Genomic DNA, 15,308 nt, shown 5'->3' on the forward strand with positions numbered 1-15,308 from the left:
TAAGCTAACTAAAGTAATGGCGTGAAATAATATGAATATTAGCGAAAATGGATAAAAAAAGAACAAGAACCCGATTGTTTGTCGCATACGGGTCTTAGTCCATTATTGCAGAAGTTTATTCTAACTATAGCCTGTGATAAACTAAACTAAAGTAAAATCGTAATACCAAGGGAGGTGGACCTGTGTATATTATAACAGAAAACGGTTCGAAAGCACTAGACCTAAATTTCACAAATGAAATAAGTCGACGCAGTGGTGAAGATATTAAGTCTTGTTTCCAGTGCCAAAAATGTGCCTCTGGTTGTCCCATCGCTGAATATGGGGAGATGGATACCAATCAGGTAATCCGCATGATTCAGTTTGGATTAAAGGATGAATTACTGAAGAGCAAGGCCATCTGGGTATGTGTAGGCTGTGAGACCTGTGGTGCTCGCTGCCCCAATGGAATTCGGATAGCTGCTATTATGGATACCCTAAGGGAAATGGCCATGGAAGAAGGGATAACCCCGGCTGAGAAAGATATTTATTTATTCCACCAGTGCTTCCTGGATTCTGCTAAATCCCTTGGTAGAGTACATGAAGCAACCATGTTAATGAAGTACAAACTTAAAAGCGGCCATTTAATGGATGATGTAGGAGTAGGTCTGAAGATGTTCCTTAAAGGAAAGCTAGCCTTATTCCCACACAGTGTTTCCAGTAAATCAGAGGTCCGAAAGATTTTCGAATGGGCTAAGCAAAAAAGAAGTGGACATTAGGAAACGGTTTAACGGAAAGTAGGGGATAATTTTGAAACTATCATATTACCCTGGATGTTCTTTAGAAGCCACGGCTAAAGAATTTGATAGTTCTGTACGGGCTGTTAGTAAAGCCCTGGATATTGAATTGGTAGAGATACCCGATTGGACCTGTTGTGGTGCTACTTCAGCCCACGCCACGAATCATAGACTTTCAGTTGGTCTGCCGGCCCTAACCATTAAACAAATTCAAAAAATGGGTTTGGATTGTGTAGTACCCTGTTCAGCCTGTTTCAATCGCCTTAAAACAACAGAGTATCACATGATACATAATGCTGACATTCGTCAGGAGATGGAAAAAACCTTAGCTTTTCAGTTTGATCAGCAACCTAGAGTTTATGATATGTTAGCTTACTTGGTTGAAAAATACGGACTAAAAGCGATTAGCCAAAAGGTTCAAAAACCTCTAAAGAATCTGAAAGTTGCTTGTTATTATGGCTGTCTTTCGGTGCGGCCAGCCGAAATAACTGGCATTGACAGCACGGAAAATCCCATGCAGTTAGATAATTTAATGAAAGCATTAGGTGCTACACCCGTTAGTTGGTCATATAAGGTTGATTGCTGCGGCGCGGGTCATTCAGTAGCTAAATCAGCCATGGTTACCAACCTATCCGGGAAGATTTTAGCCAAGGCCAGGGAAGCTGGGGCCGATGCGGTGGTCAATTCATGCCCCCTTTGCCAGACAAACTTAGAAATGCGTCGCCCCCAGGGTGAGGATATACCAGTCTTTTTCTTTACCGAACTAATGGGTCTGGCCTTGGGCAGCCCGGAAGCCCATGACTGGTGGAATAAGCATTTGGTTGATCCCAGCAAAATAGTTAATTCCATTCAAGCTGAGTAATTGAAGGGATGGAGGTTAGGTAAATGAGCAACGTCCAAACCGATAAGAAATTAACCGGTGCGGCAATGGTGGTGGGCGGCGGGATATCCGGTATGCAATCTGCCCTGGATCTGGCCGAGTCAGGTATTAAGGTTTATTTGTTGGATGAAAAGCCTGCCATCGGTGGGACGATGGCCAGGTTGGATAAAACCTTTCCCACCAACGACTGTGCTATGTGTATTATGTCTCCTAAGTTGGTAGATACCGGACGTCATAATAACATTGAAATTATTACCGGTGCTAAGGTAAAAGAAGTTACCGGGGAACCTGGTAACTTTAAAGTCAAAGTACACCAAAGGGCCCGTTATATTGACATTGATAAATGTACAGGTTGTGGTGATTGTGCCGGGGTTTGTCCGGTGGAATTACCCAATGAATTTAACGGGGAAATTGATACCCGTAAAGCCACTTACAAACTGTATGCCCAGGCCACCCCAAATGCCTTTGCCATTGATAAAAGAGGAGTTGCACCTTGCAAAGCAACCTGCCCCGCTGGCATCAATGTCCAGGGCTATGTTCAATTAATTAAATCCGGCAAGTTTATTGATGCCTGGAAAATGATCTACGAGGAAATGCCCTTTCCGGCCATTTGCGGCCGGATCTGTGCGCATCCCTGTCAAACTGCTTGCAATAGGGCTAAGGTAGATGAGCCGATTCAAATAGCTACACTAAAAAGGCTTGCTGCGGATATGGCCTATCAGATGGATATGAATGAATTACCTCTGCCGGAGAAAGAAGCAGTAAGGGACGAAAAGGTTGCGGTTATCGGCTCTGGTCCTGCGGGTTTGGCTTGTGCCCACTTTTTAGCCCTCAAGGGTTATCCGGTGACAATCTTTGAAGCACTGCCGGTCACCGGTGGGATGATGCGGATTGGCATTCCCGAGTATCGCTTGCCGAAAAAATGGGTGGACTACGAAATTGAGTTAATTAAGCACCTGGGTGTGGAAATAAAAGTCAATACCGCCTTAGGTAAAGACATTACCATTGATGGTTTATTTAAAGAAGGGTTCAAATCCATTTTCCTTGGTGTTGGCTGCCAGAAGGGCACCAGCATGAGAACCCCCGGTGAGAATCTGGAGGGAGTTATTTCTGCCGTAGACATGCTGCGGAACATTGGTTTAGGGGAAAAGGTTGAAGTAGGCAAGAAAGTTCTGGTGGTCGGCGGCGGCAACGTAGCCATGGACGCTGCCCGCAGTGCCCGTCGCGCAGGGGCTGAAGTACATGTGCTGTATCGTCGTACCAGGGGTGAAATGCCTGCGGCCCCTGAGGAAGTGGAAGAAGCGATGGAAGAAGGAGTAAAGTTCCACTTCAGAACCCTCATCAAAGAAATTAAAGATAACAAAGGTAAAATTGGTGTTGTTGAAACCATTGAAGTTGTCAGGATGGAAAAGGATGAAAAGGGTAAGTGGGTGCCTGTCTATGGTGATAAGGTAACGGCATGGCAGGATGTTGACACCGTGATTTCAGCCATTGGTCAAACCGCAGATCTATCCTTTGCGGGTGACAAGCCCCTGACGAATCAATGGGGCGATCGGATTGTGGCAGACCCAGATACCCTGGCCACCAACGTACCGGGTATTTTTACCGGGGGTGACGTATTTACAGGACCCGCCTTACTGATTGATGCAGTGGGTGCAGGTAAACAAGCTGCAGAAAGCATCCATCGCTATTTACAAGGTGAAGACCTGAAGGCAGGACGTCAATTTAAGGTGCCGGAAGAGAAAATTTCACCGATTCCTCGTAAGGCAGCGTCCTATCCGCAACAGCCTAAAGTAAAACAGGCCCATGCTCCGGCTGAAAGAAGAGCCGCCAACACGGAAGAAGTGTGTTTAGGCTTTACGCCGGAACAGGCACAGGAAGAAGCAGCCCGCTGCTTAAATTGTGCGATCTGTTCCGAATGTATGCAGTGTGTGGATGCTTGCTTACCCAAGGCCATTGATCATGATATGCAAGATCGGGAGTTTGAAATCGAAGTGGGTGCCATGGTGATGAACCCCGGCTTTAAACCCTACGATCCAGAGGATTTACAACTGTATGGTTATGGCAGGCTGCCCAACGTAGTAACCAGTATTCAGTTTGAGCGTATCCTCTCTGCCAGTGGACCCTATGCGGGGCACATGGTACGTCCATCTGATCATAAGGAACCCACCAGGATAGCCTGGATTCAATGTGTCGGGTCCCGTAATGAAAGAATCGGTAAAGGCTATTGTTCCTCGGTATGCTGTATGTATGCCATTAAACAAGCGGTTATCGCCAAGGAGCATAGTCATGAACCGCTTTCAGCTAAGCTGTTTTATATGGATATGCGGACACCTGGTAAGGACTTTGAGAGATATCTCAACCGGGCCAAGGAAGAACAGGGTGTAGAATTTATCCGCTCTCGGATCTACGGTATAGATCCAGCCTTAGATGGCAGTGACGACGTAATGATTCGTTATGCTGACGAGGACGGCAAGGTATTCACAGAAAACTATGACATGGTGGTTTTATCCATCGGCCTTTCTGCACCGGAAGGTGCCAAGGATTTAGGTCAGGCCTGTGGGATTGAGTTAGACAAATATGGTTTCTGCCGTACGGATACATTTGCACCGGGTTGTAGCTCCCGGGAGGGCATTTATGTCAGCGGTGCCTTTAGTGAACCAAAGGATATACCAGAAACAGCCGTTGATGCCAGTGCTGCAGCGGCCATGGTTTCCCGACTGTTGGCCCCGGCCCGCGGTACCATGACCGAGGTTCAGAAGTTTCCACCGGAAAAGGATGTTAACAATCAATTACCTCGGGTAGGTGTCTTTGTTTGTAACTGTGGTATTAACATTGGCAGTATTGTCAGAGTACCGGAAGTTGCGGCATTTGCCAGTTCCCTGCCTGGAGTAGTTCATACCGAAGAATTCCTGTTTAGTTGTTCACAGGATAACATTATAAAAATTAAAAACCGTATTCAGGAACACAATCTCAACCGTGTTGTGGTAGCTTCCTGTACACCCAGAACCCACGCACCTCTGTTCCAGAGTAGTTTGAAGGAAGCCGGGCTGAACCCCTACCTCTACGAACATGCCAACATCCGTGAGCAGTCTTCCTGGGTACATAGGGAACAACCGGAAGATGCTACGGATAAGGCCAAGGATCTGGTGGGAATGGCGGTAGCCAAAGTAAGGCTGCTGAAGCCGGTTCAAACCTCCTTTATTGATGTTAACCAGAGAGTGCTGGTGGTAGGCGGCGGTGTGGCCGGTATGACCAATGCCCTGTCCCTGGCAGAACAAGGCTATGCAGTTACTCTGGTGGAAAAAACCGACCAATTGGGCGGTAGGGCCACAGAGTTACGATACAGTCTGAGGGGAGAAGATATTCCCGCATTTGTTGAGAAGCTCAAGTCCGATATTGAGGCTCATCCATTGGTGGAAATTGCCCTCAGGGCTCAGGTGCAGGAGGTAACGGGTTACTTGGGTAATTACAGAACCACCTTGCACAAGGAAGATGGCTTTAAGGTTGAAGTAGAACATGGTGCGGTAGTAATTGCCACCGGGGCAGATGAAACTTCACCCACTGAGTACCTCTACGGCAGCCATGCCGCAGTACTTACCCAGACTCAGTTAGAGCAAAAGATTGTTGATCAGGGACTGGGTAATGCCAAAAACATTGTCATGATTAACTGTGTGGGTTCCCGTATTCCGGAAAGACCCTATTGCAGCAGAGTTTGTTGTACCCATGCCATTAAAAATGCCCTCAAGGTAAAGGAGCTGAATCCCGCCGCCAATGTAATTGTCCTCTACCGTGATATACGTACCTATGGTTTCAAAGAGGAATATTACACCGAGGCCAGACGGAAGGGTGTTATCTTTATCCGTTATAGCCTGGATGATAAACCAGTTGTGGAGGCCAATGGAGATCGGGTCACGGTAACAATTACAGACCACGTTTTAAAGCAACCGATAAAGATCGATGCAGATATACTAGCCCTGAGCAACGGCATTCAGCCAAGGTTGGATACGGAGGCATTAAGTCAACTCTTTAAGGTGCCCCTCAATGCCGATGGTTTCTACCTGGAAGCCCATATGAAACTTCGTCCGGTGGACTTTGCAGCGGATGGACTATATCTTTGCGGACTGGCCCATGGACCTAAGAATATTACGGAAACCATTGCCCAGGCCAATGCATCTTCGGTTCGTGCTGTTACTCTGCTTTCCAAAGGAAGACTGGAGTCTCTGGGCAATACCGCAGAGGTTGACCTGGAACTTTGTAAGGGTTGTGGCATCTGCGTAAGTGCCTGTGCCTATGGTGCCAGGGTATTTGACGAACGCAGGGGAGTAGCCTATGTTCGGGAAGTTCTTTGCCAGGGTTGTGGTGCTTGTGTGGCAGCATGCCCCAGTGGTGCTACCCAACAGAAAGGTTTTGAGAAAGAACAGTTGCTGGCCATGATGGATGCGGCTCTGGGATAGGAGGTTGGAAAACCTATGACGGATAAAAAACAAATTGGAGCGGTTTTGGTTGTGGGCGGCGGCATCTCCGGGATGCAGTCCGCCCTGGACCTGGCCGAATCCGGCTACCGGGTCTATTTGGTGGAAAAGAAACCCGCCATCGGTGGTACCATGGCCAGACTGGACAAAACCTTTCCCACCAATGACTGCGCCATGTGTACCATGTCCCCTAAACTGGTTGACGTGGGTCGCCACCTGAATATTGAAATTATTACCGGGGCCGAGCTGGTTGATTTGGCAGGGGAACCTGGTAATTTCAAGGCCACAGTTGTCCAGCAAGCCAGATACATTAGTTTGGAAAAATGTATCGGTTGTGGGGCCTGTGCCGAAGCGTGCCCGGTTAAGGTGGATGATGACTTTGACGGGGGCCTAGGCAAAAGGAAGGCTGCTTACAAGTTATATGCCCAAGCGACTCCCAATGCCTATGCCATTGACAAAGGTAAGTGCCTCAGATTGAAAAATCCTAAGGCCTGCGGTAAGTGCCTCAAGGCTTGTCCCGCCGAGGCCATTGATCACAGCATGCCAGATACCACCTTGGAATTAGAAGTGGGAGCGGTTGTCTTAAGTCCTGGTTTTGATCCCATGGACGGTAATTTGAGGGAGGAATTTGGCTGGGGACGTTATCAAAACGTGGTAACCAGCCTGCAGTTTGAACGTCTGCTGTCTGCCAGCGGCCCCACCATGGGACATCTGGTGCGCCCCTCGGATCATGTTGAACCAAAGAAAATTGCCTTTATCCAGTGTGCCGGGTCCAGGGATAGTGCCAAAGGAAATCCCTATTGTTCGGCGGTATGCTGCATGTATGCCACGAAACATGCCATCATTGCCCAGGAACACGAACCGGGGCTGGAGACCAAAATATTCTACATGGATATTCGGGCCTATGGTAAAGATTTTGAAAAGTATTATGATCGGGCCAAAATCCAACACGGGGTTAAATACGAAAAAGCCATGGTATCTTCTGTGAAGGAAGATCCTCAAACAAAAAATATTATTGTTCGCTACCGTAACGCCGATGGGTCATTTAGCGAAGAAGAATTTGATATGTTCGTTCTTTCAGTGGGCTTAAAGCCCTCGGCGGGCAATGCAGCCCTGGCCAAGGCCACCGGGATTGAGCTGAATGAATTTGGTTTCTGCAAAACTTCTGAATTTGTGCCAGGTCAGACCACGAAGGAAGGGGTTTTTGCCGGCGGTGCCTTCTGTGCCCCCAAGGATATTCCTGAAACGGTTATTGATGCCAGTGCTGCCGCTGCTAATGCCGCACGGTTCCTCAGTACGGTACGGGGTACCCTGAGCAAGGTTAAAGAATATCCGCAGGAAAGGGATGTTACCCAGGAAGAACCCAGAGTAGGTGTCTTTGTCTGCAACTGCGGTATCAATATCGGCAGTGTGGTACGGGTGCCGGAGGTGGCGGAATTTTCCAGATCCATACCTGGTGTTGTACACTCGGAGGAATTCCTCTTTAGCTGCTCCCAGGATAGTATCGAAAAAATTAAAGAACGTATCAATGAGCATAAACTAAACCGGGTGGTGGTGGCTTCCTGCACACCCAGAACCCACGCACCGCTTTTTATGAGCAGCTTAAAGGAGGCTGGGCTAAACCCCCATCTTTTTGAGCAAGCCAATATCCGGGAGCATTCCTCCTGGGTACACAGGGACTTCCCGGATGCTGCCACGGAGAAAGCCAAAGACTTGGTAAGCATGGCCATTGCGAAGGTTAAGCTATTGAAACCGGTATATACCTCCTTTATGGATATTAACCGGCAGGCACTGGTAATTGGCGGCGGTATCGCAGGTATGGCCAATGCCCTAAACCTGGCCGGACAAGGTTTTAAAGTAATCCTAGTGGAACGGGCTGAAAAGCTTGGCGGCAATGCACTGGAAATAAAATACACGATGAAGGGTAATAGCCCTGCTCAGTTGGTTGATCAACTAATAAATGATGTGAATCAGCATCCAAATATTGACCTCAATCTAAACTCCTCTGTGAAAGAAGTAGCCGGTTATCTGGGTAATTACAAAACAACTTTAACTACTCCTGCAGGAGATAAAAAGATTGAGCATGGTGTGGTGATCATTGCCACAGGTGCTGAGGCAGCCACTACCACAGAGTATCTATATGGACAGCACAGTGCCGTAATGACCCAAAGTGAGTTAGAGCAAAAACTGGCTGGCGCCGGCCTTGGCGATGCCAAAAATGTTGTCATGATTCAGTGTGTGGGGTCACGGGACAGCGAACGTCCTTACTGCAGTCGTATTTGCTGCTATAATGCTGTAAAAAATGCCCTGAAAATTAAAGAGTTAGATCCCGAGGCGAATGTGTTTGTTATCTACAGGGACATTCGGACCTATGGTTTTTATGAAACCTACTATGCTGAAGCCAGAAGAAAGGGTGTCATTTTTGTCAGATATACCTTGGACGAAAAACCCCAGGTAGACAGTGCTGGCGATAAGGTCATCGTCAAGGTTAAGGACCCGATCTTAAATCAGTATTTACAATTGGATGCAGACCTGCTGGTATTAAGTACTGGGATTACTCCCGCCAAAGGAACAGATGCCCTTAGTCAAACCTTTAAGGTTTCACTAAACGCAGACGGCTACTTCCTGGAGGCCCATATGAAACTGCGTCCGGTGGACTTTGCTGCGGATGGTTTATATCTGGCCGGTTTGGCCCATTCACCCAAATTAATTGAAGAATCCATTGCCCAGGCCAATGCCGCTGCGGTTCGTGCAGTAACCATGCTATCCAAGGATAAATTAGAGTCCCTAGGTAACGTGGCCCAGGTTAATCCCAAGTGGTGTAAGGGCTGCGGTCTCTGCGTAGAAGCCTGTGCCTATGGTGCCCGGGTTATGAATGAAAATACCAGAGTAGCGGAAGTGTTGGATGTACTTTGCCAGGGTTGTGGTGCCTGTGTTGCTGCCTGCCCCAGCGGTGCTTGCCAGCAAAAGGGTTTTGAAAAGGCTCAAATTCTGGCCATGTTGGATGCCAGTAACAGTTAAGCTGAAAAGGAGGGTTATGGAATGAGTGTTCCAGAAGAAAAAGTTTCCGGCAACAGTGAATATGAACCTAAGATCATAGCCATACTCTGTAACTGGTGCTCCTACACCGGTGCGGATTTGGCTGGTACTAACCGTGTGCAATATCCCCCCAACGTGCGGATTATCCGGGTTATGTGCAGCGGTTCGGTGGACCCCCTGTATATGATTAAACCCATCCTGGACGGCGGTGACGCTGTTCTGGTAGGTGGCTGACACGAGGGTGACTGCCACTATGGTAGTGGCAATTACAAGGCTCGTCGTAAGGTGGCCGTTGCTAGAAACGTACTCCAACAATTAGGTGTACCGGAAGAGCGGTTATGGTTACGTTTCATCAGTGCTTCTCAGGGAGCTTATTTTGGTGAAGTCATTTCTGAAATGACACAAAAGCTGAAAGAGTTAGGACCTAACCCGCTGCGCAAGAACTGGGAAATCTAAGGTGGGAGGCGTAAGAACATGAAAACTTACACGATAAAATCTGGGGACACCCTGAGTGCCGCCAGGGAATTCTTAAAGGCATTAATTACTTCGGGGCAGGTTGGAGCCGTTTTGGTTCCACAAGAAGTTACAGCAAAAACCAACGTAGTTCCTACCTTGATCAAGGACCCCAATATGTTTGGGGCAGTGAATCCCTTTGCGCCGGTAAACGGTCTTAATGCTGCCAGACTGGTGGCCAATCTCTCCCGTAGCTTGCCGGAAAAGGTGGCAGTGGTACTTCGTTCCTGTGAAGTAAGGGCCCTTATTGAATTAGTAAAACTACAACAAGCAAAGTTAGACAATCTTTTAATTATTGGTGTGGATTGTGTTGGTACATTTCCTGCCAGTGATTATGCAGAGATGGTTAAACAAAATAAAGTAGATCCTGAAAAATGGGTAAGTCAGGCTGCCGATGGCAAAAATCCCACTGGTATGGAACTGAGACGGGCCTGCACCCTGTGTGCCTATCCCGAAGTTACCAATGCAGATATCATGCTGGGTTGGTTAGGTATGGCCGGTGGTTTACTGGTGGCCGCCAAGGACGAAGTGGATTTAGCCGGTATCGATGGCTTAGAAACTGCTTCTGTACCAGACACCCGCTCCAAATTGATCGAAAATATCAGTACAGAAAAGGCCCAGGCCAAAAACAAGGCTGTGACAGAGTTTAAGGACTCTGTGGCCAGTATGGAAAAGCTGGCAGAAGTCTTGGCCACCTGCATTAAATGCCAAAACTGCCGCCAGGCCTGCCCCATCTGTTTCTGCCGTGAATGTGTGTCCGCTGGCCCCATATTTGATCACAATGGTGACAAATATATGCAGTATGCCAACCGAAAAGGCAGCATAGAATTACCAACCGATACCACACTATTCCATCTAACCAGGGTGAACCACATGGGCCTGTCCTGCGTTGGCTGTGGCCAATGTGAAAATTCCTGCCCCATGAATATCCCTGTGGGCTTAATGTTCCAGGCCCTATCCCAGGCTAACCAGGATCGTTTTGAATATGAACCAGGCCGTTCCCTGGAGGAACCGATTCCCTTAACTGTTTATAAGGAACATGAGTTGGAAGAACTAAATACCGGTAAACACTAAGCAAAAAGGGAGTGCCAAAGCGCACTCCCTTGCCTTTTTTCTGAAAAATATTAATTATTTGGTGGGTTTTTTCTTCTGGCTGTAATCGTGTATATCTTACCGTCGTGACTGCCGATTGGTTGGAAATCAAAATCCTTTTTTGCCAAAAAGTCGGAAACTTCATCTGAATGATGGGCATCATTGGCATCCATGGTAATGTTTAGTTCTTCACCGAAACCTACCTCCTGCATAGCCTGTTCGATCTTCTCCAAAGCATTTGTCCCATCCACGCGATCTAAATGTAGGGAAACTTCAGCCATAAAAACACCTCTTTATTTTGTTTTAATTAACTTATCCTAATTTAATATTGAATATACAAAAGGGTAACATTGACAAACCAACCATCATTTGAGTGTTTATTATTGCAAAAAATTATGCGACAATGGGGACTGCCCTACGAGCAAAGACACGAGGGCGGGGGCGGTTCTGTTGTCTCAAATTTGAGGTGAGCTCCAGACAATAATGCTTTTTTGATTTATTGAAAGGAGTGTTTAGCATTGAAAAATAAAAAAGTGTTGATCGGATTTCTAGTATTTTCTCTCATGACATTAATGGTTTTGCCAATATATCAAATAGCTTTAACCAAAAGCAAAAGTAACCAAATAAGCTATTCTGGAGCAAAAAGATCGAATCTTACACCTCAAAATAACAGACCAAAGGAACAACCCGTGTCCCGTGGTAAGGTGGACAGGGATGAACTTGCTTTAATGGCCAGCATTATCGAAGCAGAAGCCAAGGCTGAACCCTTTGAGGGAAAAATTGCAGTTGGTGCGGTGATGCTTAACCGTGTGCAAAGTGCTGATTTTCCAGGTACCCTGACAGGGGTTATTTATCAGGAACAGGCCTTTGAATCGGTGGCTAATAACCATTATAAAAAACCCTATAGTGATGAGTCACTAAAGGCTGCCCAGGCGGCACTGGCAGGTCAGGATCCCACCAATGGAGCTTTGTATTTCTGGAACCCTGCCACTGCAAAAAGCACCTGGATCTGGTCCCGACCAGTTACCAAGCAAATTGGTGACCATGTTTTTGCCAATTAAAAACAAAAGCTTTCGCAGTAATGCGAAAGCCAATTTTATACTATCCGATAATATAAGATTTTAAGGATGATAGTATCAAGAAGAAATGAGGCTCGCGCGATCGGTGGCGCGGGCCAAGCTTTTCTAATTTATACGATCCAAATGACTAAAACCAGTTGGACGATTCCTATGATTGGTATACCTAGGAAAAAGGCAGTCTTTCTGGTTTTATGACGGGCAAACTGCATGCCCAGATAACCACCCAGGGCACCTCCGGCAAGGCAGGCTATAAAGAGTGTTCTTTCGGAAATTCGCCATCCGCCGGTGCTGGCAAACCATTTGTCGAGGTTAAACATAATGAATGTAAGGACGTTAATTGCTATAAGATAGTAAATTAAAACTTCCATAGAGAATCCTCCTCACTTTTCATTAATTGACTATTAATTACAGTATAAAGGAATACTGCTAATTTTGTCTAATAAATTTTAATAAAGTATAATATAGGCCTGAAAGGGTGAAAAACCATGAAACGTCTGTATCGATCTCGCTCGCAAAAAATGATAGCTGGTGTTTGTGGAGGAATTGCAGAGTATTTTGATGCTGACCCCACGGTGATAAGGGTTGTCTATGTAATAGGTTCCGTTTTATCAGTGGCCTTTCCGGGAATAATAATTTATCTAATCCTGGCGTTTATCATACCTTCTGAATATTAGGCGATTAAATACCAATTCTTGTTGCATTTCTATCCGTTTTTACACGTTAGGGTATAGGTCCCAGGCAAGCGAACCAGGCTTTTCTAACCGTTATTTATGGGAAAATGTTTGACACAAGTTTATAATGAGTATAAAATGGTTATGAACAGATGTCAATAAAGGGTGATTTGAATGGCAAGGCCTCCCAAGTGCAGACAAGTCGAAAGGCTGCCTGTGGTTACATATTTTAAACCCCAAGGTATTCCTATGACTCAGCTCTCCGAAGTGATATTAACGGTGGAGGAGTTGGAAGCAGTTCGCCTATGTGATCTTGAAGGCTTGGAACAAGAAATCTGTGCAGAAAAAATGGCAGTTTCAAGACCAACCTTTCATAGGATTATTACTGCTGCCAGAAAAATAATTGCTGAAGCCCTGATAAATGGTCTGGCCATTCGAGTTGAGGGGGGGAACTATCAGGTTACCCTATCCAGACTGAGTTGTAAAGAATGTGGCTTAAAGTGGGAAGGAACCTTTTGCAAACGCCACACGAAGTGTCCCAGTTGTAATTCAAGGGACTGGCATAGTTTAGAATGACCCAGAGAAAGGTGGAATAAGTATGAAAATTGCAATGCCTGCTAGAAATGGCCAAGTAAACGAACACTTTGGAACCACTCAGGAATTTGCCATTATTGAATTAGAAAACGGTAAGGTTAAGGAAAGTCGCATTTTATCAAATGAAGGGCTACAACATAACCATGGTGGAATTGCCAATATGTTAAAAAATGAAAAAATTGAAGTGATTATTTGTGGCGGAATTGGTGGCCATATGATCACTGCATTGGAACAACTGGGATTAAAGGTTGTTAACGGTGCTTCTGGTCCCTTAGAGAGTGTAGCAGAGGCCTATGCAGCAGGAACCCTGGTAACACGTCCTGTAAGCTGTGGTTGTGGTGGAGGCGGCAATCATCACCATCATCATCACCATCATGGCGGCGGTGGTTGTTCTCATTAATTTGTCCTAATTAAGATAGATAGAAGGTTATTGCACCCGCAAAGGGTGCTTTTTTTATACTATCAGAAAGTATAAGATTTTAAGGATGATAGTATTAGAAAAGCTAAGGCTCACGCTATAGGCTGGCGTGAGCCTTAGCTTTTCTTATTACCCCTAGGCAAATTTTTTCTTTGTACATAATTTTTATTTCAAATAGGCAAATTGATATTATTGGCCATGACCAAAGGTCAATACTGCGACGGAACGGCCTTGACTGTTCCGATTCACAAACATGAAGGGTGAGATTCTATGCCGTGGGTTATCACAGCCGTTGTTTCTTGGGTAATTTTTTATTTTTTAGTAGATGTTCGATATTTGAAAAGTACCGTGCTCGGAGGGATATTCGCTGTGGCGGTGGGATCGGTGGTGGATTGGGGTGGACAACAACTGGGCTTATATAAGTTTTATGACGTTATCATACCATGGGCAAGCTGTTCCATCTTTTATAAATTTGGACCGATATTTACAATGGGGGTTCTCTTTCTTCAATATTTACCAAGGAAAAAAAACCTAGTGATTATAAACATATTTGCAGTGTCACTTTTATATTTAACGATGGAAGTCTTGATTCTACAAACCGATGCTGCAGAATACAAACATTGGCACTATTTAGCCAGCCTCATGGTGGATCTAGGTGCATTCACAACCTTAACCTGGCTTGGCCAGACCTTTCATTTAGCACCTGCCTATCGCAGGGGGGTATTTAGTCATTAGCCATTCGCTATTGGCAGAAATAATGCTACAGACTAACGGCTAAAAAATTGACAGTTTAGCAACCCCGTTGATAGAATAGCCTTGTTAACAAAAATTCGGAGGTAAAATTATGCAGGACTATTTGGTTAGGGGAGTTGCTTCTGATGGCAGTTTTCGTATATTTGCAGCTAGAACCACGAACACCGTGGAAGAGGCAAGAACCCGCCACAATTGCTGGCCAGTGGCAGCTGCAGCTCTGGGAAGAACCATGACAGCTGCATTGTTACTGGGTGCTAACATGAAGGGAGAAGATATTCTTAGTATTCGTGTCCTTGGGGATGGCCCACTGGGTGCTATTCTAGTGACCGCCAATGCCAAGGGTCAGGTAAGGGGCTATGTTCAGGAACCCCAAATACACCTGCCCAGTACTTCTGAAAGAAAGTTACCCGTGGGTGCTGCGGTGGGCAAAGGGTATCTTCATATAACCAGGGACTTGGGGCTTAAAGAACCCTTTACCGGTAGTGTAGAAATCGTATCTGGGGAAATTGCAGAGGATATAGCCCATTATCTTACTGCCTCGGAGCAAACTCCTTCAGCGATATCCCTAGGGGTATTAGTGGACACAGACAATACAGCCATTGCTGCCGGCGGGCTTTTACTTCAATTATTGCCCGGTGCCAGTGAAGATGTGTTGGAAACACTGGAGAAAAATCTAAGCCAACTGCCTCACCTTAGCTCTCTGATTAAAAATGGGGAAACACCTGAAGAGATTATGAAACGGGCAACCCAGGGGATTGAAATAAACATTTTAGAAAGTACGCCAGTGGGCTTTTTCTGTCAATGCGCCAGAGAAAGGCTAGAGAATTTGCTAATCGGCATTGGTAAAGAGGAAGTTTCTGCTATGCTGGAGGAACAGGGGAAAGCTGAGATAAACTGTCATTTTTGTGCCGAGCAATATCACTTTACGAAAGAGGATTTGCAAGGTATTCTCAAGAAAATAGACAGTAACCAGGTCGAACATCATGCCGAACATCATAAAGAGAAAAAGGAGTAGTGAAAC

14 protein-coding genes are annotated in these 15,308 nt (G+C 46.0%); 12 read left to right on the forward strand and 2 right to left on the reverse strand.

Annotated elements, in window-relative coordinates; translation table 11 throughout:
- The first annotated feature begins 182 nt into the window (after positions 1-182).
- The 6 genes from AC1U9Z_RS10290 to AC1U9Z_RS10315 are packed head-to-tail and all read left to right on the forward strand — an operon-like array spanning position 183 to position 10,754.
- Positions 183-755: a 4Fe-4S dicluster domain-containing protein gene (locus tag AC1U9Z_RS10290; protein WP_479957361.1), complete on the forward strand. Its 573-nt coding sequence runs from the start codon at positions 183-185 to the stop codon at positions 753-755.
- 31 nt (positions 756-786) lie between these two features.
- Entirely contained in the window at positions 787-1,635 is an 849-nt protein-coding gene (locus tag AC1U9Z_RS10295) for a CoB--CoM heterodisulfide reductase iron-sulfur subunit B family protein (protein WP_479957362.1), read from the forward strand.
- A gap of 23 nt (positions 1,636-1,658) precedes the next feature.
- Positions 1,659-6,110, forward strand: a complete 4,452-nt coding sequence (locus tag AC1U9Z_RS10300; protein WP_479957363.1) for an FAD-dependent oxidoreductase — start codon at positions 1,659-1,661, stop codon at positions 6,108-6,110.
- A 15-nt stretch (positions 6,111-6,125) separates the two neighbouring features.
- Positions 6,126-9,149, forward strand: a complete 3,024-nt coding sequence (locus AC1U9Z_RS10305; RefSeq protein ID WP_333531384.1) for an FAD-dependent oxidoreductase — start codon at positions 6,126-6,128, stop codon at positions 9,147-9,149.
- Positions 9,150-9,170: 21 nt separating this feature from the next.
- Positions 9,171-9,623 carry a hydrogenase iron-sulfur subunit gene (locus AC1U9Z_RS10310; RefSeq protein ID WP_333531385.1) on the forward strand — a complete coding sequence of 151 codons (453 nt, stop codon included), beginning with the start codon at positions 9,171-9,173 and terminating at the stop codon, positions 9,621-9,623.
- 18 nt (positions 9,624-9,641) lie between these two features.
- Positions 9,642-10,754 carry a 4Fe-4S dicluster domain-containing protein gene (locus tag AC1U9Z_RS10315; RefSeq protein WP_333531386.1) on the forward strand — a complete coding sequence of 371 codons (1,113 nt, stop codon included), beginning with the start codon at positions 9,642-9,644 and terminating at the stop codon, positions 10,752-10,754.
- A 50-nt stretch (positions 10,755-10,804) separates the two neighbouring features.
- Here AC1U9Z_RS10315 and AC1U9Z_RS10320 read toward each other — a convergent pair whose 3' ends face one another.
- Positions 10,805-11,053, reverse strand: coding sequence for a hypothetical protein (locus AC1U9Z_RS10320; protein WP_333531387.1), 249 nt, complete (start codon positions 11,051-11,053; stop codon positions 10,805-10,807).
- A gap of 237 nt (positions 11,054-11,290) precedes the next feature.
- Between AC1U9Z_RS10320 and AC1U9Z_RS10325 the strand changes: the two genes are divergently transcribed.
- Entirely contained in the window at positions 11,291-11,833 is a 543-nt protein-coding gene (locus tag AC1U9Z_RS10325; protein WP_333531388.1) for a cell wall hydrolase, read from the forward strand.
- Positions 11,834-11,961: 128 nt separating this feature from the next.
- Here the strand turns inward: AC1U9Z_RS10325 and AC1U9Z_RS10330 are convergent, their stop codons facing one another.
- Positions 11,962-12,219: a DUF1294 domain-containing protein gene (locus tag AC1U9Z_RS10330; RefSeq protein ID WP_333531389.1), complete on the reverse strand. Its 258-nt coding sequence runs from the start codon at positions 12,217-12,219 to the stop codon at positions 11,962-11,964.
- A 117-nt stretch (positions 12,220-12,336) separates the two neighbouring features.
- Here AC1U9Z_RS10330 and AC1U9Z_RS10335 point away from each other — a divergent pair, with 117 nt between their 5' ends.
- The 5 genes from AC1U9Z_RS10335 to hslO all read left to right on the forward strand — a co-directional run bounded on the left by AC1U9Z_RS10335 (position 12,337) and on the right by hslO (position 15,302).
- The gene (locus AC1U9Z_RS10335) at positions 12,337-12,525 is read left to right on the forward strand and encodes a PspC domain-containing protein (RefSeq protein ID WP_333531390.1); all 189 of its coding nucleotides are present in this window, start codon (positions 12,337-12,339) and stop codon (positions 12,523-12,525) included.
- 171 nt (positions 12,526-12,696) lie between these two features.
- Positions 12,697-13,098, forward strand: a complete 402-nt coding sequence (locus AC1U9Z_RS10340) for a DUF134 domain-containing protein (RefSeq protein WP_333531391.1) — start codon at positions 12,697-12,699, stop codon at positions 13,096-13,098.
- Between the two features lie 22 nt (positions 13,099-13,120).
- The gene (locus AC1U9Z_RS10345; protein WP_333531392.1) at positions 13,121-13,516 is read left to right on the forward strand and encodes a NifB/NifX family molybdenum-iron cluster-binding protein; all 396 of its coding nucleotides are present in this window, start codon (positions 13,121-13,123) and stop codon (positions 13,514-13,516) included.
- A 288-nt stretch (positions 13,517-13,804) separates the two neighbouring features.
- Positions 13,805-14,269, forward strand: coding sequence for a CBO0543 family protein (locus AC1U9Z_RS10350; RefSeq protein ID WP_479957364.1), 465 nt, complete (start codon positions 13,805-13,807; stop codon positions 14,267-14,269).
- A 109-nt stretch (positions 14,270-14,378) separates the two neighbouring features.
- Positions 14,379-15,302, forward strand: coding sequence for an Hsp33 family molecular chaperone HslO (gene hslO / locus AC1U9Z_RS10355; protein WP_479957365.1), 924 nt, complete (start codon positions 14,379-14,381; stop codon positions 15,300-15,302).
- Positions 15,303-15,308: the final 6 nt, after the last annotated feature.

The organism is Desulfotomaculum sp., from assembly GCF_982386235.1.